A 19028-nucleotide genomic window follows, 5' to 3' on the forward strand; every position below is an offset into this window, starting at 1 on the left:
ATCAATATCTATTCCATGCAGGTTGAACTGTCCCGGGCTCGGGGAGCGCCCGGGGGAGCCTGTCATGAGTTTTGTGTGTGAGCCATAGCATGTCCACAAGCGGCGCACCCGCAACTCTCAGCCGCAGCACTTGAACAACTGATCCCCGGGCCGGTGACGTTGGCCGAGCTTGAGCGCATCTTCAAGCAGTTCAAGAAGGCCGCATTGGAGCGCGTGCAGAGCGCCGAAATGAGTCACTACCTAGGCTATGCGCCCGGTCAGGCCAAGCCCGAAGCGGCTGGCGCCAATCGTCGCAACGGCAAGAGCGCCAAGATCGTTTTCACTGACGTCGGCGCCTTGCGCATCGACATTCCCCGCGACCGCACGGGTAGCTTCGAGCCTCAGCTCATTGGCAAGCATGAGCGCCGCTTTACTCGCTTTGATAACAAGATCGTCGCCATTCATGCGTGCGGCATGACGGTGCGCGAGATCCAAGGCTTTCTTGCCGATATGTACTCGGTGGACGTCTCGCCCGACCTCATCAGCAGCGGCACCGACGCCGCGCTGAGCGAGGTCACAGCCTGGCAAGTCTGGGCACACCTACGGCGTGGGCACAGTCGCCCCCGCCGATGATCTCCCCAAGTTTTCTCGCAAAGTCCAGATGCCCACAGGATGCTCCAAAACCTTATCAGGCCTTCTTCACCTCAATGTGGTACAGCCCCCAGGGGCACAGGCCAAAGCGTTCCTTCACTGGCTTGTCCTTAAAGGCGGGCAGCGCATCCGCGTCGTACACCGCCCACTGTGGGCCCAGGCCGCCCAGGGCCATGGGCTGGCCGTCGATGTGGGTGGCGACGATCATGCGGTAGGCCTGCACGTCGGCCATGCTGATGGTCACGTTGTAGCCGTCCACCGCGCGCAGCACCAGCTGCACGGGGCTGCCAGCGGCCACACCGGCAGCGGCCAGCACGGTGGTGAGCAGGGGGCCTTTGAGCGTGTGGGGCTTGCTGTCGTATTCGAGCGTGGGCTTGATGGTGACGGCGGGCATGCGCTGCAGGGCGGCGGCGTCCAGCGCGTGGGCTTTGTCGAACTGGATGCCGTGTTTGCCCATCATCTGGTCGATGGTGGCATCGAGCGCGCCCCGGTTGGGCTGGGTGATGGCGCCGCTGATGGTGAGCAGGGCGGGGCTGGTGGATGTTTTGGCGGGTGGCGCGGCGTGGCTGCTGGTGGTGGCGGTCCACAGGCCTGCCAGGCCGACGCTGGCAGCCACAAAGTTTCTTTTGTTCATGCTCGGTTTCTCCTCGTGTGATGCTTGCTTGGTTGGTTGATCGATGGATGGTGGCGCATCAATCCGGGGCGCATGGTAAGCGCAGGACTGGCGCTTGCCACCCAAAAAAGTGTCAGTACCTGTGTGGACGTGCCGCGCGTGCTGCGTGTGCCGTGTGGCATGCGTGTCCTGTGGCCTTCAATCCCCAGGGTGCATGGCGCACCCTGCCAGCGCGCAGACGCGAGCCGCACCACAATCGGCGCCCATGACTTCTTCTTCGACGATGCTGCGGCTGATCAGCCTGGCGGCCTTTTGCAGCATGGCCTCCATGCGTGTGTGCGACCCGATGCTGGTGGCACTGTCCCTTGAGTACAAGATCACCACGGGCGATGCATCGGCCGTGATTGCGGCGTTTGCCGTTGCTTACGGCGTGCTGCAGCTGGTGTATGGCCCGCTGGGCGACCGGGTGGGCAAGGTGCGTGTGATCATTGGTGCCACGGCGGCCTGTGCGGTGTTCAGCGCCATGACGGCGTTGGCACCCAGCTTTAACGTGCTGGTGGTGGCGCGGGCGGCCATGGGGGCGGCGGCGGCCGGGATTATTCCGCTGTCGATGGCGTGGATTGGCGATGAGGTGGCCTACGAGCAGCGGCAGGAAACATTGGCGCGGCTGATGGTGGCCACGGTGACCGGGATGATGGCGGGCCAGTGGTTTGGCGGCTTTGCCACCGAAACGCTGGGCTGGCGTGCGGCGCTGGGTGTGCTGGCCGTGCTGTTCTTTACGGCGGCCACGCTGCTGCTGCGCCATGCGCGTGCCAGCGGGGCGCTGCGCACGGTGGTGGTGCCGGGCGCACCGGCGTTTTCGCTGGCCAACTACCTGGCGGGCACCATGGCGCTGCTGCGCATCCCGCGTGTGCGCTGGGTGCTGACGGTGGTCACGATTGAGGGCGCGCTCGCGTTTGGCACGCTGGCCTTTGTGCCCGCGCGCATGGTCGATGGGTTTGGCCTGTCGGCCTCGGCCGCTGGCGGTGTGATGGTGCTGTATGGCTTGGGCGGGCTGATCTACAGCGTGTTTGCCCGGCGCTGGCTGGCGGCTCTGGGCGAGCGGGGGCTGGCCGTGTTGGGGGCCAGCTTCATTGCCATCGGCCTGCTGTCGCTGGCCTGGGCGCCTGCGGTGGCTTGGGCCATGCTGGGCTGCTTTTTGGCGGGCATTGGCTTTTACATGCTGCATAACACGCTGCAGGTGCAGGCCACCCAGATGGCGCCCGAGGCGCGCGGCACGGCGGTCACTTTGTTTGCGTGCCTGCTGTTTTTGGGGCAATCCACGGGCGTGCTGATGGTGGCGTTCAGCGTGGACCGGGGCTGGCTGCCGCCGGTGTTCACGGCGGCGGCGGTGGGTATCTTTGTGCTGGGCTTGCTCATCTCGCGCCGGGTGAAGGCGCGTGGGGCGGTGACGGCTTGATGGTTTGGCCGTTGCATTCGCAAGCAGACAACCGTTCACGCTGAGCCTGTCGAAGCGCCGCGCAGGGTTTCGACAAGCTCAACCCGACCGGTGTGTGGTGCACGTGCAGTCCTTGGAAGGCCGCCTGGCCCCGCCGCGTGCCCGTCAGCCCCGCGCCTCGTACCAGCCCTTGCTGCGGTTGACCACGGCCACCACCAGCAGCATCACCGGCACCTCGATCAGCACGCCCACCACGGTGGCCAGCGCTGCGCCGGAGTGAAAACCAAACAGGCTGATGGCCGTGGCCACGGCCAGCTCGAAGAAGTTGGACGCGCCGATCAGGGCCGAGGGGCAGGCAATGTTGTGCTTTTCGCCCACGGCGCGGTTCAGGCCATAGGCCAGGGCGGAGTTGAACAGCACCTGGATGAGGATGGGCACGGCCAGCAGGGCGATGACCAGCGGCTGCTGCAGGATGGCCTCGCCCTGGAAGGCGAACAGCAGTACCAGCGTGGCCAGCAGGGCGGCGATGGACCAGGGCCCGGTGCGCGCCACGGCGGCGTCGAAGGCGGCCTGGCCTTTGCGCAGCAGCCGCTTGCGCAGCCATTGCGCAATCACCACCGGGATCAGGATGTACAGCACCACCGAGGTGAGCAGCGTGTCCCACGGCACGGTGATGGCCGACAGGCCGAGCAAAAAGGCCACCAGCGGCGCAAACGCCACGATCATGATGCTGTCGTTCAGCGCCACTTGCGACAGCGTGAACAGCGGGTCGCCCCCGGTGAGGCGGCTCCATACAAACACCATGGCCGTGCAGGGCGCGGCGGCCAGCAAAATGAGCCCTGCTATGTAGCTGTCGATCTGGTCGGCAGGCAGGTACGGCGCAAACCAATGGCGGATGAACAGCCAGCCCAGCAGCGCCATCGAAAACGGCTTGACCAGCCAGTTGACGAACAGCGTCACGCCAATGCCGCGCACATGCTGGCGCACTTCGGCCAGCGCACCAAAGTCCACCTTCAGCAGCATGGGGATGATCATCACCCAGATGAGCAGACCCACCGGCAGGTTGACGCGTGCCACCTCCAGCGCGCCCACGGCGCGCGCCGCGCCGGGCAGCCACTGGCCCAGCGCAATGCCCACCACGATGCACAGCAGCACCCAGACGGTGAGGTAGCGCTCGAACACCGCCATGCCAGCGGCCGGGGAGGGGGGCAACGCGCTGGCAGCAGCGCGTTGCGAATGGCTTGGTGGCAGGGTCATTTCAGTGATCCCTTCAGTGATCCATTGCGCTGCGCGCCACCCGCGATGCATGAAACTGGCGCGGCCCAAACCCGTGCACCCGTGGAACTGGCTTTGCCAGGCCACCGGGTGCGTCCCCCTCCCGCGCAGCGAGAGAGGGGTGAAGGCGCAAAGCGACTCAGGGGGTGTTTCATCTTATTGCGCGGGCAGGTTGCGGGCCGTGGCTTGCAGCGCGGTGGCGGCGAGCTTGTCGTCGGGCAGGTTCACCAGCAGTTCCAGGCGCTGCTTGATGGCGTGCAGGGTTTTGCGGAAGGCTTCGGCCTTGTCGGCGTCCGAGCCATCGCCTGCTGACGGGTCGGCATAACCCCAGTGCGCCGTGGCCGGGTGGCCGGGCCAGAAGGGGCAGACCTCGCCCGCTGCGTTGTCGCACACGGTGATGATCAGGTCCATGTGCGGTGCGCCAGGGGCGGCGAATTCGTCCCAGCTTTTGCTGCGCAGCCCTTCGGTGGGGATGCCCGCGTGGGCCAGCGCCTGCAGACCCAGCGGGTGGGGCTGCTGGTTGTCGCGCGGGCTGCTGCCGGCTGAATAGGCCTTGAAGCGGCCCTGGCCCATGGCGTTGAGCAAGGCCTCGGCCAGGATGCTGCGGGCGGAGTTGTGCGTGCAAAGAAACAGCACGTTCAAAGGATTGCGTGGAGTGCTCATCGTAGACCTAGGCTCAGCAGCATTTGTTGGGGTTGTTGGCGGTGGGGCCGCAGCAGGCGGCCTGGCCGGGCGCGGGGGCCGACGGCGCGCCCGTGGGGCAGCACGCTGCCTGCGCGGCCTGGGCTGGCTGCTGCGCAGCGGCTTCGTTGAACACGGGGATGTTGCCCAAGGTGTGGAAGTGTTCCCACGCTACGCCCTGCGGGTCGGTGATCCAGTGCTTGTCGCTGCGGGCGTAGCAGCAGGTGGTGGCGCCTTCGTCCAGCAGGGCCATGTCGGCGCCCTGGGCGCGGGCCTTGAGCTCGGCCAGCTCGTCGGCCTCATCGACCTGGAAACCCAGGTGGTCCACGCCGGGCTTGTCGCCCCGGGTAGAGATGGCGAAGTTCACGCGCGGGTCTTCGAGCATCCACTTGGCGTAGTCGGTCTCGACACGCGCAGGCTCGGCCGCAAACAGCCGGGAGTAGAACGCGATGCTCTTGGCGAGGTCATCGACATGCATGTGGACGTGGAATCGCTTCATGGGGGCTTCCTTTCGGCTGGGGGTCGTGGGGGTCGGTTGGATTGATCAGCACTTGCAGGCGGCGGTGGCCTCGTCGGTCAGGCAGGCGGCGCCCTGGCAGCAGTTCTCGGTCAGGTAAGCCAGCAGTTCGTTCATGGTGGCAAACGAGGCGCGGTAGATCAGGTTGCGGCCCTGGCGCTCCTGGCTCACCAGGCCCGCGTGGGTCAGCTCCTTGAGGTGGAACGACAGCGTGTTGGGCGCAATGCCCAACTGCTCAGACAGCCCGCCGGGTGTGAGCCCTTCCTGGCCCGCCACCACCAGGGCGCGGAACACCCGCAGGCGCACTTCCTGGGCCAGGGCGGCGAGGGATCGGATGACGTCGGTTTCTTGCATGCTTCGATAATACAACAAAAGTCGAAATATAGAAGTATTACCTGGAAAAGTTTCTGTAGTCGTCAGGAAAATTCAAGGAAAAATGGCAGCCTGCGCTCTATGGTATTGCTCCGATAGCTATGAATTTCATAGTTATTGAAGTCTGTGCACCACGGTCTTCATAACTCGGCGATCTAATCACCCGATTTTTTAATCGTTTGTGAACTTACGATTCGCCGATACAGTCGCCCATCCTTTTCCAGACCCGCGCGGCAGCGGCCACTCACTGTGGGGCCGCTGCCGCGCACTGCTTTCCATGATCGATTTACGGGGTATCACCCAAACCTACCAGGGCCCACAAGGCCCCGTCGAAGCCCTGCGTGGCATCGACCTCACCATCCAGCCGGGCGAAGTGTTCGGCATCATCGGCAAGAGCGGCGCGGGCAAAAGCTCGCTGGTGCGCGTCATTAACCTGCTCAACCGGCCCACCACGGGCCAGGTCATCGTGGGCGGGCGTGACCTGACCCAGCTGAACGACGCGCAACTGCGCGAGGCCCGGCGCGAGATCGGCATGGTCTTCCAGCACTTCAACCTGCTGTCGTCGCGCACCGTGTTCGACAACGCCGCATTACCGCTGGAACTGGCGGGCATGGACAAGGCAGCGATCCGCGAGCGCGTGAACCCGCTGCTGGAGCTGGTGGGCCTGGCCCACCTGGCCGACCGCTACCCCGCGCAGATCAGCGGCGGGCAGAAGCAGCGCGTGGGCATTGCGCGTGCGCTGGCGAGCCGCCCCAAGGTGTTGCTGAGCGACGAAGCCACCTCGGCGCTGGACCCGGAGACGACCCGCTCCATCCTCGACCTGCTGCGCCAGGTCAATCGCGAGCTGGGCCTTACGGTGGTGCTCATCACCCACCAGATGCAGGTCATCAAGCAGGTGGCCGACCGCGTGGCCGTGATCGAGGCGGGCCGCATCGTGGAGCAGGGCCGCGTGCTCGATGTGTTCACGCGCCCGCAGCAGGCCATCACCAAGAGCCTGATCGACGAGATCCTGCCGCAAGAGCTGCCTGCGAGCGTGCTCGACCATGTGCGCAAGCTCACCCGCCAGCTGGCCACCACGGCGCCCGGCCACGCGGGGCGGCTGCTGCGGCTGTCGTACTCGGGCGACAGCGCCTACCAGCCCATCCTGTCACAGCTGATCCGCGAGTTTGGCGTGGACATGAGCATCCTGCATGGCCAGGTGGACGAGATCCAGGACGAGACCTTCGGCTCGCTGGCCGTGTACGCCAGCGGCGAGCCCATGCAGGTGCGTGGCGCGGTGGAGCATCTGCGCGCAGGCGGCGTGGCGGTGCAAGAAGTCACGATCGAAATCTGAGGGAGCCATAAGCCATGTTCGACCATTTCACTCCGGCCATGCTGGACCTCTTTGCCTCCTCGCTGTGGGAGACGCTCATCATGGTGGGCATCTCCGGCATCGTGGGTGGCCTCATCGGCGTGCCGCTGGGCGTGTTCCTGCGCCTCACGGACCACGGCGGCGTGCTGCAGAACGGCCCCGTCAACAAGCTCGTGGGCTGGCTGGTGAACGCCGTGCGCTCCACGCCTTTCATCATCCTGCTGGTGGCCATCATCCCGTTCACGCGCTTCATCACGGGCTCGTCCATCGGCACCGCCGCCGCCGTGGTGCCGCTGACGATTGCCGCTGCGCCTTTTGTGGCCCGCCTGGTCGAGGCCGCCTTGCGCGAGGTGGACCACGGCCTGGTGGAAGCTGCCCAGGCCATGGGCGCCACCACCAGCCAGATCGTGTGGAAGGTGCTGCTGCCCGAGGCGCTGCCCGGCATCGTGGCGGGCCTGACCATCACCTTCGTGAGCCTGACCGGCTACTCGGCCATGGCCGGTGCGATTGGCGGCGGTGGTTTGGGTGACCTGGGCATCCGCTACGGCTACCAGCGCTTTCTGCCCGAGATCATGCTGGCCGTGGTGCTGGTGCTGATCTTCTTTGTGCAAGCCGTGCAGAGCCTGGGTGACTGGGCGGTGCGTAGGTTGAGCCACCGGTGATTTGTAATTTTGCTATTAAATAGATAGCTGCTAGCGCTTGATGGTTAGGCGCCAAAGGCCAATTTAATTCATATTTTTGCCTCCGTGCTTTGAGCCAACAGCGGCGCTGGTCTTTACTCCCTCTCCCCTTGTGGGAGAGGGCGGGGGAGAGGGGGCGCATAGGCACATTGCATCGATTCCCCCCCTCTCCCCAACCCTCTCCCGCGAGGGGAGAGGGAGTCTGCAAACCCCTTCAGCCCGGCACCCGATAGTGGTAGCCATACGCCGTCTTGAACCCCATCGACTGGTACAGCCCCAGCGCTGGCGTGTTCTGTGCGCGCACCTGCAAATAGGCGCTGGCCGCCCCGGCCTCTGCCGCCCAGTGCAGCAGGGCGGTGACCAGCGCGCGCCCGCGCCCGCCGCCCCGGTGCACGGGCGCCACGGCCAGGTCGTACAGGCCCACGGCGCCGCGCTCCAGCACCGCCAGCCCAAAGCCCACGGGCTGGCCCTGTGCATCGTGCTGAAGGGCAAACGCGGCAGGGTGGGCGATGTGGTCCAGCATGCTGTTGTGCAGCGCGCGGTGGTGCGTTGGCACGCTGTTGGCGGCGGCAAAGCCCTCCAGCCAGGCGGCAGTGGGCGTGGTGCTGATATGGGTGCTGCCATCGGGCTTGCCGACCGAACCCAGGGCCAGCGGCCGGTGCAACACCAGTGACGGATCGAAATGCTGGTAACCCGCCTCGGCCAGCTCCAGGTCGGCCTCGGGCGGGGCCAGGGGCGAGATGCGGAACACGGCGGGCAGCCCGTGCCGTGCATACAGCGCTGCAGCCGCTTCGCGCACTCCGTCAAACGGCGCGCCGGGCAACAGCGCGTTGACCGAATTGGCACGCTTGGTGTAGCCGCCCGACAGCCGGAACACCCAGCCCCGGTGGAACACCGTCTGGCGCGCGGGCCAAGCGTTGAAGGCGCGTTCTTCGAGGGCGCGGATCAGGGCTGCGGGGACGGTGGGTTCGATGGTGGTGGGCGTCATGGCAGGTGTTATACCAACCCACCCCTCGGGCACGTAGTCAGTCGGTGGTGATCTTGTGGTCGGCCACCAGCTTGGCAAAGCGTGTGGTGTCGCTGGCTATCTGCTCGGCCATCTGCGCGGGCGTGTTGCCAATGGGCTCGGCGCCAATCTCCTGCATGCGCTTCTTGAAGTCGGGCGACTGGATCACCTTGACCATCTCGGTGTTCAGCTTGGCCACCACATCGGCCGGCGTGCGTGCCGGGGCCAGCACGCCAAACCAGGTGCCGATGTCAAAGCCCGCAAAACCGGCCTCCTGCAGTGTGGGTACATCCGGCAGCGATGAGGACCGCTTGGCCGTGGTCACCGCCAGCGCGCGCAGCTTGCCCGCCTTGATGTGGGGCAGCACGGGCGTGATGGTGTCGAACGACATCGACACCTGGCCGCCCAGCAGGTCGGTGGTCAGCGGGCCGCTGCCCTTGTAGGGCACATGCAGCAGTGGCTGGCCGATGGCGGCGGAGAACTGCGTGCCGATCAGGTGCTGCGCCGTGCCCGCACCGTTGGAGCCATACGAAAACTTGTCGGGCGCGGCCTTGATGAGGGCCACGAGTTCCTTCACATCCTTGGCGGGCGTGGTGGCGCTCACGGCCAGCACGTTGGGCACCAGCGCCACGGTGGTGATGGGCGCAAAGCTCTTTTGAAAGTCGTAGCTGAGCTTTTTGTAGACGCTGGTGGCAATGGTGTGGTGCACCGCGCCCATCAGCAGCGTGTAGCCGTCGGGTGCGGCCTTGGCCACGTAGTCGGCGCCAATGGAGGCGCCCGCGCCGCCCCGGTTTTCCACGATCACGGGCTGGCCCAGGGCTGTGCTGAGCTTTTCGCCCAGCGCACGCGCCAGCACGTCGGTGGTGCCGCCCGCTGCAAACGGCACGACGAGGGTGACGGGTTTGCTGGGCCAGGCCTGTGCGTGGACAGTTTTGCCGGGCAGCAGGCAGGCGGCTGCGGCCAGCGCCGCCATTGCCATCAGGTGTTGACGGCGCAGCGGGTGGGCGATGGGGGCGGAGCCGGGGGTAGGGCGATGCATGGTTTTGTCTCCTAAAGTATGGGGGTGCGGCGGGTGTGTGGCCTTTGCGGCTTTGTGGTGGTGCTCGCCGTGTGGCGTCCAGGCCCGTTCTTGCGGGCCTTGAACGATTGCTTTCAGGCGGCTTTGCGCTCGGTCTCTTTGCCGCTGATCAGCGCGCACACCGCATCAGTCACCTGCGCCGTGGTGGCCGTGCCCCCCAGGTCGCGGGTGTGCAGGGCAGGGTTGGCGGTGACCTGTTCAATGGCCTGCATCACGGCGCGCGCAGCATCCACCTCGCCCAGGTGCTCCAGCAGCATCACCACCGACCAGAAGGTACCGATGGGGTTGGCCAGGCCCTTGCCCATGATGTCGAACGCCGAGCCGTGGATGGGCTCGAACATGCTGGGGTAGCGGCGCTCGGGGTCGATGTTGCCGGTGGGCGCAATGCCCAGGCTGCCCGCCAGCGCGGCGGCCAGGTCCGAGAGGATGTCGGCATGCAGGTTGGTGGCGACGATGGTGTCGAGCGTGGCAGGGCGGTTGACCATGCGGGCGGTGGCGGCGTCCACCAGCTCCTTGTCCCACTTCACATCGGGGAACTCGGTGGCCACCTGCGCGGCGATCTCGTCCCACATCACCATCGCGTGGCGCTGCGCGTTGCTCTTGGTGATGACGGTGAGTTGCTTGCGGGGGCGCGACTGCGCCAGGCGGAAGGCGAAGCGCAGGATGCGCTCCACGCCCACGCGGGTCATGATGGACACATCGGTGGCCGCCTCGATGGGGTGGCCCTGGTGCACGCGGCCGCCCACGCCCGAGTATTCGCCCTCCGAGTTTTCGCGCACGATGACCCAGTCCAGGTCCTTGGGCGTGCAGCGCTTGAGCGGCGCATCGATGCCCGGCAGGATGCGTGTGGGCCGCACGTTGGCGTATTGGTCAAAGCCCTGGCAGATCTTCAGGCGCAGGCCCCACAGCGTGATGTGGTCGGGGATGTCCGGGTCACCTGCCGAGCCGAACAGGATGGCGTCTTTGCCGCGCAGGGCATCCAGCCCATCTGCCGGCATCATCACGCCGTGGGCGCGGTACCAGTCGCCGCCCCAGCCGAAGTTTTCGAACTGGAACTGCAGGCCGGGGTGGCGGGCGGCCAGGGCTTCGAGCACACGCTGGCCGGCGGGGATCACTTCCTTGCCGATGCCGTCTCCGGGGATGGTGGCGATTTGATAGGTTGTCATGCAGAGGCCTGGGTGAAAAAGGTCTGGAAATGCCCGTGCAGCAAGACACAGGCGTGAAAGAGAGACACAGGAGAAACCAAACGGTAGAGGGACTGTAGGCCTGGACGCCTTTGCAGAACGCCGCTAAAGTGAATCCATCGTTAACCTGTAGTTAAGAGCTATTCGATGAGTTCCACCATCCAGCCCGCAGAACTGGGCTTCTTTTCTGCGCTGGCCGCCAGCCCCAGCCTGAGCGCCGCAGGGCGCGAAATGGGGGTCTCCACGGCGGCGGTCAGCAAGCACCTCACTCAGATGGAAAAGCGCCTGGGCGTGGTGCTGGTCAACCGCACCACGCGCCGCATGAGCCTTACGCCCGAGGGCGAGCTGCTGCTGGAGCACGCGCGCCGTATCCTGCGCGAGATCGATGCGCTCGATGAACTCATCGTGCAGTCCAAGGCCAGCCCCAAGGGACTGCTGCGCGTGAACGCCACGCTGGGCTTTGGCCGCATGCACATCGCCCCCGTGATTTCGGACTTTGTGCGCCAGTACCCCGAGGTGGATGTGCAACTGCAGCTGTCGGTGCACCCGCCGCCGATCACCGACGACGCCTACGACGTGTGCGTGCGTTTTGGTGAACCGCCCGACGGCCGCGTGATCGCCCGCCGCATCGCCCCCAACCGGCGCGTGCTGTGCGCCGCGCCTGCCTACCTGGACCGCCATGGCAGGCCCCGCGTGCCGCGCGACTTGATGGAGCACCAGTGCATCGGCATCCGCCAGGGCGACGAGGCCTATGGCCTGTGGCGCCTGACCACCGGGCGCGGCAGCAAGGCACACACCGAGTCGATCAAGATCACCGGCAACCTCACCACCAACGACGGCGAGATCGCCGTGCTGTGGGCGCTGCAGGGCCACGGCATCGTGATGCGCGCCGAGTGGGACGTGAACCGCCACCTGGCCCAGGGCCTGCTGGAGCCCGTGCTGCCGCACTACCAGACCCCGGCGGCCGACATCTATGCGGTGTACCCGCAGCGGCACCAGTTCTCCACCCGCGTGCAGGCGTTTGTGGGGTTTCTGGCCGAGGCGCTGGCAGCGTCGGGGGCACCGGCCGCTGTGCCCGCCAAGCCGACCAAGCCGGGCAAGCTCGGTCAAAGCGCAATGCAGGTTTCCTGATCTGCGGGGTGGCGCTGGTGTCGCTGTACGGGTAGGGTGTCGCCATCCGAGTCAGTTTTGCCCGCCTTCTTCCGCTACCCTGCCAAGACCAGGCTTTTACCCATGAAACCACTTTCGCAGCTTTTTGCCGCGCTGGCCTGCGCCCTCACAGCCCTGCCGGTGCTGGCTACCGACTCCACCGCAGCCCAAGACTGGTCTCTGTCGGCCGATGGCGCCTATGTACTTGATGTGCGCGCAGGCCTGGCCTGGCCACGTTGTGTGGAAGGTATGCAGTGGACGGGCAAGACCTGCACCGGCAAGCCGTTGCTGCTGGACCGTGCAGAAGCCACCACCCTTGCCACCGACCGCTGGAAGGCCGAGGGCGTGGGGTGGCGCCTTCCCCGCGCGGCGGAACTGCAGCGGCTGGTGGACAAGTCGCTGTCTCCCCCGGGCCTCAACCCCATCCTGTTCCCGGCCGCGCCGGGCCAGTGGCACTGGTCATCCACCAGCAACGTGAGTGCGCCCAGCGTCAACCCATACACCTACGGCAACATCGCGCAAGGCCGCGCGGGCGACGGCGTACGGCAGGCTGCCATGATCAACGGCTGGGCGGTGAACCTTTCCACCGGCGAGGCACGGGGTGATGCGGCGCGGGCCAGCAAGCTGCCCGTGCGGCTGGTACGGCCTCAGCCTGTGGGGGCGGGGAAGTAGCCGCAGACGTTGCGCGGAGCAGGTAGCGGCTCAGGCACCTCATGCTGCCACCGTTTCCGCATCGCCCGCCGCAAACACTTCGCGGGCAGCGGCCAGTCCGTTTAGCGCGGCCGGAAAGCCTGCATAAACAGCCATCTGCATGAGGACTTCCACGATCTCCTCGCGGGTTACGCCCACGTTCAGCGCCGCCTGCAAGTGCACCTTGAGCTGTGGTGTCGCGTTGCCCAGCGCAGTCAAAGCAGCGATCACTGCAATTTCACGGCTGCGCAGGTCCAGTCCGGGTCGGGAATAGATGTCGCCAAACGGAAACTCGATCAGGTAGCGGGCGAAATCGGGGGCAATGTCGGCCAGGCTGGCGACGACGTGCTCACCGGCGTGGCCGTCGATTTCGCGCAGCTTGGCGAGGCCCTGGAGATAGCGGGGATTGGTTTCGGGGGACATGGGTGCTTCCTTGGCGGGGTGACGAGGGTGTGTGTCGAAGGGAAGCCTCCAGATCCCGGTAGTGCGCGATCTTGGCTTGCAGCGCCTGTGCGGCTTGCTGCATGGCGGTGATGGTTGCAAGCACCTGAGCAAGGTGATGCTCCAGCAGCTCGCGCCGTTCGGGGGCGGTGGTGTTCCCTTCGCTGCGCAGCCGCGCAAAGGCCTGCATCTGCCCGATGGGCATCTGGGTCTCGCGCAGGCGCAGCAGGAATCCGATCCATTCCATGTCCGAAGCCGCATAGCGGCGCTGGCCACCGGGTGCACGCGCCACGGGTGCAATCAGCCCGGCGCGCTCGTAGTAGCGCAGCGTGTGCGCGGTCAGGCCCGTGCGTTCGGCGACTTCGGCAATGGTGAGGAGGGATGCCATGGGAACGATTCTGAAAGTTGGAGTGCACTCTAAGTCAAGCACTGAATCGTTCCAATGTGACAAGGGGTCGCAACAGGCCGCTGTCTAACCCTTGTTCGTATCCGCAGCCTCGTGATCTCTAGCCACCCGCGTGCTTGCAAGCAGTCTCTTCACCGCAGCTGCAACGCCTGCAGCACCAGCGAAAACGCAGGCGATGGCTGGCGCCGACTGGGGTAGTACAGGTGGTAGCCCGCGAACGGTGGGCACCAGTCTTCCAGCACTCGGACCAGGCGGCCGTCTTCGATGTGGGTGGCCAGTTCGTCCTCGGGCAGCAGCGCAATGCCCAGCCCGGCCAACGCTGCATCGACCTGGGGCGGGGCGGTGTTGAAGATCAGCGGGCCATCTACCCGCACGTTGACCTGTTTGCCCTTGCGCGCAAAGTCCCACACGTACAGGCCACCCGAGGTAGGCATGCGCTGGTTGATGCAGCGGTGCGCCGTCAGGTCGTGCGGGGTTTTGGGAATGGGATGGGCGGCAAAGTAGCTGGGCGATGCGACCACGGCCATGCGAAGCGGCGGGCCGATGGGCATGGCAATCATGTCCTTGTCGATGGTGTTGCCCAGGCGCACCCCGGCGTCAAAACGGTCGGCCACGATGTCGCGAAAGCCGTAGTTCATGTCGAACTCCAGCGTGATGTCGGGGTTGTCGTGCAACAGCGGCATGAGCTTGGGCAGCAGCGTGGTGTGCATGACGTGGTCGCCGCAGGTGATGCGCACAGTGCCTGCGGGTTTGTCGCGCAGTGCGGTCAGCGCATCAAGCTCGGCCTCAATCTCGTCAAAGCGGTGACCGATGGCTTGCATCAGGCGTTCGCCCGCTGGTGTGGGCGAGACGCTGCGCGTGGTGCGTGTGAGCAGCCGGATCTGCAGGCGCTCTTCAAGGCCACGGATGGTCTGGCTCAGCGCGGACTGCGTGACGCCCAGAGTGGCTGCGGCCCGGGTGAAGCTGCCCTCGCGCGCCACGGTGACAAAGGCCAGCAAATCGTTCAGGTTGCGTCTCGCCATGTCTGATCCTTTGGGTTGATTAGTTAGCCAGACTTATAAACCCATTCGCCATTCATTATCTAGTCGGCGCAAGCAGTGCTGGGCAAACTTCTTGCCATGGCACAACGCATCAGCAACCACCCCTTCCAACGCCGCGCCCTGGCGGGTGTCTCCTTGGCATTCACCCTGGCAGCCGGGGTGATGCCCACCACCACCTTCGCACAGCAGGGTCCCATGAAAATTCATCTGCATATTGATGGCGCCATTGCCACCGCCACCCTGGACAACAACGCCGCAGCGCGCGATTTTGTGGCCCAGCTGCCGCTGTCGCTGACGTTGCAGAACTACGCGGAGATCGAACGCATTGCGACCCTGCCGCGCAAGCTGTCCACCCCGGCCGCATCCATGGGCATGACCCCTGTTACTGGTGATATCGCTTACTACGCGCCGTGGGGCAACCTGGCGATCTATCTGAGCAGCACCGTTCACGACCGAGGCCTGGTGCGCCTTGGCAAGGTGGACAGTGGCTTGGCAGCCCTGCAACGGCCTGGGCCCTTCGCTGTGCGCATTGAGCGCGCCAACGATTGAACGGCAGCCTTCTTCGCCCCCCCGGGGCGCCAAAGCCGAATTCCTCCCATTTCCAAGAGCATCGAACATGAACAAGACCTTCAACACATCTAGCAGACAACCCGGCACAGATCACCCCACCTCGGACCGGCGCGATTTCCTGATCCGAGCGGGCTTTGGTGCCGCAGCAATGGGCGGGCTGTCTGCTGCGGGTAGCAGTGCGATGGCAGCGGGGCCGCAGCCAGCGCCCGGCAAGCTCAGCGGCGCCGACAATTTCTACCAAAGCGACAAGGTGGCCGTGCGCAAGGTGACCTTCAAGAACCAGTACCGCATGGCAGTGGCTGGCAACCTGTTTGTGCCCAAGAACCTGGACCGCAGCAAGAAAAATCCGGCCATTCTGGTGGGCCACCCCATGGGCGCAGTCAAAGAACAAAGCGCCAACCTGTATGCCACCAAGATGGCGGAGCAGGGTTTTGTCGCGCTGTCGCTGGACCTGCCTTTCTGGGGTGAGAGCGAGGGCCAGCCGCGCAACGCGGTGGCGCCAGACATCTATGCCGAGGCTTTCAGCGCAGCGGTGGATTTTCTGGGCACGCAGGCGATGGTGGGCCGCGAGCGCATTGGGGCCATTGGCGTGTGCGGCAGCGGCAGCTTTGTCATCAGCGCCGCCAAGATCGACCCGCGCATGAAGGCCATCGCCACCGTCAGCATGTACGACATGGGTGCTGCCAACCGTGATGCGCTGAACCACTCGCAGACTGTGGAGCAGCGCAAGCAGATCATTGCCGCCGCTGCCGAGCAGCGCTACGTGGAATTCACCGGCGGGGCCATCCAGTACTCCGGTGGCACGGTGCACGAGCTGACGGCAGACACACACCCCATTCAGCGGGAGTTCTATGACTTCTACCGCACCCCGCGTGGCGAGGTCACGCCCAAGGGCGGCTCAGCCAAAACCACCACCCACCCCACGCTGACCAGCAACGTCAAGTTCATGAACTTCTACCCGTTCAATGACATCGAGACGATTTCTCCGCGCCCCATGCTCTTCATCACGGGTGACCAGGCGCATTCCAAGGAATTCAGCGAAGACGCCTTCAAGCGCGCTGCCGAGCCGAAGGAGCTGCACATCGTCCCCGGTGCGGGCCATGTGGATCTGTATGACCGTGTGAACCTGATCCCATGGGGCAAGTTGACGGCGTTTTTTGGAAAACACCTGGCTTAAGCAATGACCACCCAGGTTTGCGACGCCTCGCCGCACCACGTCGGCGGTGTAGACGGGGCGGCGGCACAGCCCGCGCGCTGGAGCGGCGTTTTTGCGATGACGCTCTGCGTGTTTGCGCTGATCGCGTCGGAGTTCATGCCAGTCAGCCTGCTCACACCCATGGCCGCAGACCTGGGTGTCAGTGAGGGTTGGGCCGGGCAGGGCATTGCGATATCGGGCGCCTTCGCCGTGCTCACCAGCCTGAGCATTGCAGCGCTGGCAGGCAGGATGGACCGCAAGACCCTGCTTCTGGGCCTTACGGCGCTGATGTGCTTATCTGGCGCGGTCATTGCACTGGCGCCGAACTACGCGGTGTACATGGTGGGGCGAGCGCTCATCGGGGTGGTGGTGGGAGGCTTCTGGTCGATGTCTGCCGCCACGGCCATGCGGCTGGTGCCCGCGCAGCAGGTGCCACGGGCCCTGGCCATCTTCAATGGTGGCAACGCGCTGGCCACGGTGGTGGCGGCGCCGCTCGGCAGCTATCTGGGGGCCGTGATTGGCTGGCGTGGGGCTTTCTTTTGCCTGGTGCCGGTGGCGCTGCTGGCCTTCATCTGGCAGTGGGTGAGCCTGCCGCCAATGCCTGCTGGGCCTCGGCGCTCTGGGGCCTCTGGCCTTGTTTTCAGTCTGCTCCGGCGCCGGATGATTGCTGTTGGCATGCTGGCAGTAGGCTGCTTTTTCATGGGACAGTTTGTGCTGTTTACCTACCTGCGGCCATTTCTGGAAACCGTCACGCATGTGGGTGGGTTCACGTTGTCGTTCATCCTGCTGGTGATCGGGGTAGCGGGCTTTGTGGGCACCACACTCGTCGGCGCGGCGCTGGCCAGAGGCTTTTACCCCACGCTGTTCATGGCACCCGTCTTGATGGCGCTCATCGCCATCGCGCTGATCTGTCTGGGTGACCAGCTCACCGCTGTCACGGCCTTGCTGGGCGTATGGGGCCTGGTGGCTACGGCCGCGCCGGTGGGCTGGTGGACATGGGTCGCCCGGTCGATGCCGAAAGACGCTGAAGCCGGAGGCGGTCTCATGGTGGCGGTGGTCCAACTGGCCATTGGCCTGGGCTCCACAGTGGGGGGCCTGCTGTTTGACCGCAGCGGCTACCAGATCACATTTTTCGTTAGCGCTTTTTTGTTGCTGTTGGCAGCTTTGCTGGTCTTACTGACCTGGCGCTCTGGCAGGGCCGAGGGTCGTGCTGTTGCCGGTAGTTGAAGGTTGAAGGAGATTGGGGTGAACGCGTGCCTTACGCGCCAGCAAACTGACGGCGTTGTGGGGTGCAAAACCGAGGGGACAGCAAAACCCGGCGTCCTGGTGAAAAATGGCGCGACAGGTGGAGAGGCTGTGACCTGCTGGCACCCCAGCCTCCCTCCACGTCGCGCCGCTTCATGTGCGCGGCCCCATTTCCATCATCCCACTGCGAGTCCTCCATGAACCCATCCTTCCCTACTACCGCGCTGCAGCTGCGCTCGCTTGTGCAAGCCGATGGCACCTTGCAGATCAGCCTGGAGCCGACGCCCGTGCCCACGCCAGGGCCTGACGAAGTGCTGATTCAGGTACAGGCCACGCCCATCAACCCTTCGGACATTGGCCTGCTGCTGGGCCCGGCTGATCTGTCCACCGTGCAGGTCACGGGCACGGCCGAGCGGCCGGTGGCCACGGCCCGCATCCCCGAGCGCGCCATGCCCGGCATGGCGGCACGCCTGGGCCAGAGCATGCCCGTGGGCAACGAGGGCGCAGGTCTGGTGGTGGCTGCGGGTGCATCGCCCGCTGCGCAGGCGCTGCTGGGCCGCACGGTGGCAGTGATTGGTGGCGCCATGTATTCGCAGTACCGCGCCATGCCTGCAGCGCAGTGCCTGCCTCTGCCGCCCGGCACCACGGCGGCTGAGGGCGCGTCGTGTTTTGTCAATCCGCTGACTGCGCTGAGCATGGTCGAAACCATGAAGCGCGAAGGCCACACCGCGCTGGTGCACACCGCTGCGGCCAGCAACCTGGGCCAGATGCTGCTCAAGATTTGCCAGAAGGATGGTGTCGGCCTGGTCAACATCGTGCGCAAGCCCGAGCAGGCGGAACTGTTGCGCGAACTGGGCGCCCAGTACGTGTGCGACAGCAGTGCGCCCGATTTCATGGCCGAACTGACCGACGCGCTGGCCGCCACTGGCGCCACCATTGCGTTTGATGCCACGGGCGGCGGCACGCTGGCGGGGCAGATCCTGCAGTGCATGGAGGCGGCCATCAACCGCAAGGCCAAGGAATACAGCCGCTACGGCTCGGCCGTGCACAAGCAGGTGTATCTGTACGGCCACCTGGACACGCGCCCGACCGAAGTGCACCGCACCTTTGGCATGGCCTGGGGCATGGGGGGATGGCTGCTTTTTCCGTTTCTGCAGAAGATTGGCGAAGAGGCCACCCAAGCGCTGCGCCAGCGCGTGGCGGCCGAGCTGAAGACCACGTTTGCCAGCCACTACGCGCGCACCGTGTCGCTGGCAGGCGCGCTGAGTGCCGAGTCCATTGCGTTCTACGGCCCGCGCAATACTGGGGCCAAGGTATTGATCGACCCGTCGCTGTAAGCGACGTTGCAGGGGCGCTTCCGGCGCCTTGAGGGACGGTCCATTACGGCAGGCTCCAGGCAAGCTCGGTAAGTGCCATGTAGCCAGCCGACACCGCGTGCGCCAACAAAAAGGGCTCCCAAAGGGAGCC

General features: G+C 65.5%; 20 protein-coding genes and 1 pseudogene. 10 read left to right on the top strand and 11 right to left on the bottom strand.

Going from position 1 to position 19028, the window contains the following annotated elements; translation table 11 throughout:
• Positions 1 to 84: 84 nt before the first annotated feature.
• Positions 85 to 567, top strand: a pseudogene (locus EXV95_RS02950) (transposase); the annotation flags it as partial.
• Between the two features lie 100 nt (positions 568 to 667).
• On the opposite strand, the gene EXV95_RS02955 reads toward EXV95_RS02950, so the two are convergent.
• Complete coding sequence (locus tag EXV95_RS02955; protein WP_176885757.1) at positions 668 to 1264, bottom strand: molybdopterin-dependent oxidoreductase; 597 nt, start codon at positions 1262 to 1264, stop codon at positions 668 to 670.
• A 244-nt stretch (positions 1265 to 1508) separates the two neighbouring features.
• On the opposite strand from EXV95_RS02955, the gene EXV95_RS02960 reads away from it, so the two are divergent.
• On the top strand, positions 1509 to 2702 hold the full coding sequence (locus tag EXV95_RS02960) for an MFS transporter (protein WP_255484900.1): 1194 nt from the start codon (positions 1509 to 1511) through the stop codon (positions 2700 to 2702).
• A 144-nt stretch (positions 2703 to 2846) separates the two neighbouring features.
• Here EXV95_RS02960 and arsB read toward each other — a convergent pair whose 3' ends face one another.
• The 4 genes from arsB to EXV95_RS02980 all read right to left on the bottom strand — a co-directional run bounded on the left by arsB (position 2847) and on the right by EXV95_RS02980 (position 5508).
• Positions 2847 to 3869, bottom strand: a complete 1023-nt coding sequence (gene arsB, locus EXV95_RS02965; protein WP_063463003.1) for an ACR3 family arsenite efflux transporter — start codon at positions 3867 to 3869, stop codon at positions 2847 to 2849.
• A 243-nt stretch (positions 3870 to 4112) separates the two neighbouring features.
• A complete protein-coding gene (locus EXV95_RS02970) occupies positions 4113 to 4619 on the bottom strand; it encodes an arsenate reductase ArsC (RefSeq protein WP_176885758.1) in 507 nt (168 codons plus the stop codon).
• Positions 4620 to 4632: 13 nt separating this feature from the next.
• Positions 4633 to 5136 (bottom strand): ArsI/CadI family heavy metal resistance metalloenzyme, encoded by a 504-nt coding sequence (locus EXV95_RS02975; protein WP_176885759.1) that lies wholly within the window; start codon positions 5134 to 5136, stop codon positions 4633 to 4635.
• 45 nt (positions 5137 to 5181) lie between these two features.
• Positions 5182 to 5508 carry a helix-turn-helix transcriptional regulator gene (locus EXV95_RS02980; protein WP_137748908.1) on the bottom strand — a complete coding sequence of 109 codons (327 nt, stop codon included), beginning with the start codon at positions 5506 to 5508 and terminating at the stop codon, positions 5182 to 5184.
• Positions 5509 to 5803: 295 nt separating this feature from the next.
• Here EXV95_RS02980 and EXV95_RS02985 point away from each other — a divergent pair, with 295 nt between their 5' ends.
• Both EXV95_RS02985 and EXV95_RS02990 read left to right on the top strand, forming a co-directional pair.
• The gene (locus EXV95_RS02985) at positions 5804 to 6859 is read left to right on the top strand and encodes a methionine ABC transporter ATP-binding protein (protein ID WP_121419886.1); all 1056 of its coding nucleotides are present in this window, start codon (positions 5804 to 5806) and stop codon (positions 6857 to 6859) included.
• Positions 6860 to 6873: 14 nt separating this feature from the next.
• A complete protein-coding gene (locus tag EXV95_RS02990; protein WP_055397552.1) occupies positions 6874 to 7539 on the top strand; it encodes a methionine ABC transporter permease in 666 nt (221 codons plus the stop codon).
• A 232-nt stretch (positions 7540 to 7771) separates the two neighbouring features.
• On the opposite strand, the gene EXV95_RS02995 is transcribed toward EXV95_RS02990, so the two are convergent.
• The 3 genes from EXV95_RS02995 to EXV95_RS03005 form a co-directional block, all read right to left on the bottom strand.
• On the bottom strand, positions 7772 to 8545 hold the full coding sequence (locus EXV95_RS02995) for an N-acetyltransferase (RefSeq protein WP_176885760.1): 774 nt from the start codon (positions 8543 to 8545) through the stop codon (positions 7772 to 7774).
• A 37-nt stretch (positions 8546 to 8582) separates the two neighbouring features.
• Positions 8583 to 9542 carry a tripartite tricarboxylate transporter substrate binding protein gene (locus tag EXV95_RS03000; protein ID WP_176888930.1) on the bottom strand — a complete coding sequence of 320 codons (960 nt, stop codon included), beginning with the start codon at positions 9540 to 9542 and terminating at the stop codon, positions 8583 to 8585.
• A 173-nt stretch (positions 9543 to 9715) separates the two neighbouring features.
• Complete coding sequence (locus EXV95_RS03005; RefSeq protein ID WP_176885761.1) at positions 9716 to 10807, bottom strand: tartrate dehydrogenase; 1092 nt, start codon at positions 10805 to 10807, stop codon at positions 9716 to 9718.
• 165 nt (positions 10808 to 10972) lie between these two features.
• On the opposite strand from EXV95_RS03005, the gene EXV95_RS03010 reads away from it, so the two are divergent.
• On the top strand, positions 10973 to 11956 hold the full coding sequence (locus EXV95_RS03010) for a LysR substrate-binding domain-containing protein (protein ID WP_176885762.1): 984 nt from the start codon (positions 10973 to 10975) through the stop codon (positions 11954 to 11956).
• A 102-nt stretch (positions 11957 to 12058) separates the two neighbouring features.
• Positions 12059 to 12646, top strand: coding sequence for a DUF1566 domain-containing protein (locus EXV95_RS03015; RefSeq protein WP_176885763.1), 588 nt, complete (start codon positions 12059 to 12061; stop codon positions 12644 to 12646).
• A 39-nt stretch (positions 12647 to 12685) separates the two neighbouring features.
• Here EXV95_RS03015 and EXV95_RS03020 read toward each other — a convergent pair whose 3' ends face one another.
• From EXV95_RS03020 to EXV95_RS03030, 3 genes are all read right to left on the bottom strand, one after another.
• Entirely contained in the window at positions 12686 to 13087 is a 402-nt protein-coding gene (locus EXV95_RS03020; protein ID WP_121506623.1) for a carboxymuconolactone decarboxylase family protein, read from the bottom strand.
• On the bottom strand, positions 13014 to 13493 hold the full coding sequence (locus EXV95_RS03025) for a MerR family transcriptional regulator (RefSeq protein ID WP_055397539.1): 480 nt from the start codon (positions 13491 to 13493) through the stop codon (positions 13014 to 13016). Before EXV95_RS03025 ends, EXV95_RS03020 begins: the two co-directional genes overlap by 74 nt.
• Positions 13494 to 13642: 149 nt before the next feature.
• Positions 13643 to 14533, bottom strand: coding sequence for a LysR family transcriptional regulator (locus tag EXV95_RS03030; RefSeq protein WP_121419893.1), 891 nt, complete (start codon positions 14531 to 14533; stop codon positions 13643 to 13645).
• A 96-nt stretch (positions 14534 to 14629) separates the two neighbouring features.
• Between EXV95_RS03030 and EXV95_RS03035 the strand changes: the two genes are divergently transcribed.
• From EXV95_RS03035 to EXV95_RS03050, 4 genes are all read left to right on the top strand, one after another.
• Positions 14630 to 15100: a cyclophilin-like fold protein gene (locus EXV95_RS03035; protein ID WP_255484901.1), complete on the top strand. Its 471-nt coding sequence runs from the start codon at positions 14630 to 14632 to the stop codon at positions 15098 to 15100.
• Positions 15101 to 15302: 202 nt separating this feature from the next.
• Positions 15303 to 16298: an alpha/beta hydrolase gene (locus EXV95_RS03040; RefSeq protein WP_255484993.1), complete on the top strand. Its 996-nt coding sequence runs from the start codon at positions 15303 to 15305 to the stop codon at positions 16296 to 16298.
• A 3-nt stretch (positions 16299 to 16301) separates the two neighbouring features.
• Positions 16302 to 17543, top strand: a complete 1242-nt coding sequence (locus tag EXV95_RS03045) for an MFS transporter (protein ID WP_176885765.1) — start codon at positions 16302 to 16304, stop codon at positions 17541 to 17543.
• A gap of 215 nt (positions 17544 to 17758) precedes the next feature.
• Complete coding sequence (locus EXV95_RS03050) at positions 17759 to 18898, top strand: zinc-binding dehydrogenase (protein ID WP_176885766.1); 1140 nt, start codon at positions 17759 to 17761, stop codon at positions 18896 to 18898.
• Positions 18899 to 19028: the final 130 nt, after the last annotated feature.

Origin of the sequence: Acidovorax sp. JMULE5 (assembly GCF_013376875.1) — a bacterium.
Classification (GTDB): domain Bacteria; phylum Pseudomonadota; class Gammaproteobacteria; order Burkholderiales; family Burkholderiaceae_C; genus Acidovorax; species Acidovorax facilis.

Bases quoted from the DNA above. Each gene is read 5' to 3' on its own strand.
- EXV95_RS03005 (WP_176885761.1), bottom strand. From the start codon at position 10,807: ATGACAACCTATCAAATCGCCACCATCCCCGGAGACGGCATCGGCAAG.
- EXV95_RS02990 (WP_055397552.1), top strand. From the start codon at position 6,874: ATGTTCGACCATTTCACTCCGGCCATGCTGGACCTCTTTGCCTCCTCG.
- EXV95_RS03025 (WP_055397539.1), bottom strand. From the start codon at position 13,493: ATGGCATCCCTCCTCACCATTGCCGAAGTCGCCGAACGCACGGGCCTG.
- EXV95_RS03045 (WP_176885765.1), top strand. From the start codon at position 16,302: ATGACCACCCAGGTTTGCGACGCCTCGCCGCACCACGTCGGCGGTGTA.
- EXV95_RS03000 (WP_176888930.1), bottom strand. From the start codon at position 9,542: ATGGCAATGGCGGCGCTGGCCGCAGCCGCCTGCCTGCTGCCCGGCAAA.
- EXV95_RS03020 (WP_121506623.1), bottom strand. From the start codon at position 13,087: ATGTCCCCCGAAACCAATCCCCGCTATCTCCAGGGCCTCGCCAAGCTG.
- EXV95_RS02955 (WP_176885757.1), bottom strand. From the start codon at position 1,264: ATGAACAAAAGAAACTTTGTGGCTGCCAGCGTCGGCCTGGCAGGCCTG.
- EXV95_RS03035 (WP_255484901.1), top strand. From the start codon at position 14,630: ATGGCACAACGCATCAGCAACCACCCCTTCCAACGCCGCGCCCTGGCG.
- EXV95_RS03015 (WP_176885763.1), top strand. From the start codon at position 12,059: ATGAAACCACTTTCGCAGCTTTTTGCCGCGCTGGCCTGCGCCCTCACA.
- arsB (WP_063463003.1), bottom strand. From the start codon at position 3,869: ATGGCGGTGTTCGAGCGCTACCTCACCGTCTGGGTGCTGCTGTGCATC.
- EXV95_RS03050 (WP_176885766.1), top strand. From the start codon at position 17,759: ATGAACCCATCCTTCCCTACTACCGCGCTGCAGCTGCGCTCGCTTGTG.
- EXV95_RS03010 (WP_176885762.1), top strand. From the start codon at position 10,973: ATGAGTTCCACCATCCAGCCCGCAGAACTGGGCTTCTTTTCTGCGCTG.
- EXV95_RS02985 (WP_121419886.1), top strand. From the start codon at position 5,804: ATGATCGATTTACGGGGTATCACCCAAACCTACCAGGGCCCACAAGGC.
- EXV95_RS02975 (WP_176885759.1), bottom strand. From the start codon at position 5,136: ATGAAGCGATTCCACGTCCACATGCATGTCGATGACCTCGCCAAGAGC.
- EXV95_RS02970 (WP_176885758.1), bottom strand. From the start codon at position 4,619: ATGAGCACTCCACGCAATCCTTTGAACGTGCTGTTTCTTTGCACGCAC.
- EXV95_RS03040 (WP_255484993.1), top strand. From the start codon at position 15,303: ATGGCAGCGGGGCCGCAGCCAGCGCCCGGCAAGCTCAGCGGCGCCGAC.
- EXV95_RS02980 (WP_137748908.1), bottom strand. From the start codon at position 5,508: ATGCAAGAAACCGACGTCATCCGATCCCTCGCCGCCCTGGCCCAGGAA.
- EXV95_RS02960 (WP_255484900.1), top strand. From the start codon at position 1,509: ATGACTTCTTCTTCGACGATGCTGCGGCTGATCAGCCTGGCGGCCTTT.
- EXV95_RS03030 (WP_121419893.1), bottom strand. From the start codon at position 14,533: ATGGCGAGACGCAACCTGAACGATTTGCTGGCCTTTGTCACCGTGGCG.
- EXV95_RS02995 (WP_176885760.1), bottom strand. From the start codon at position 8,545: ATGACGCCCACCACCATCGAACCCACCGTCCCCGCAGCCCTGATCCGC.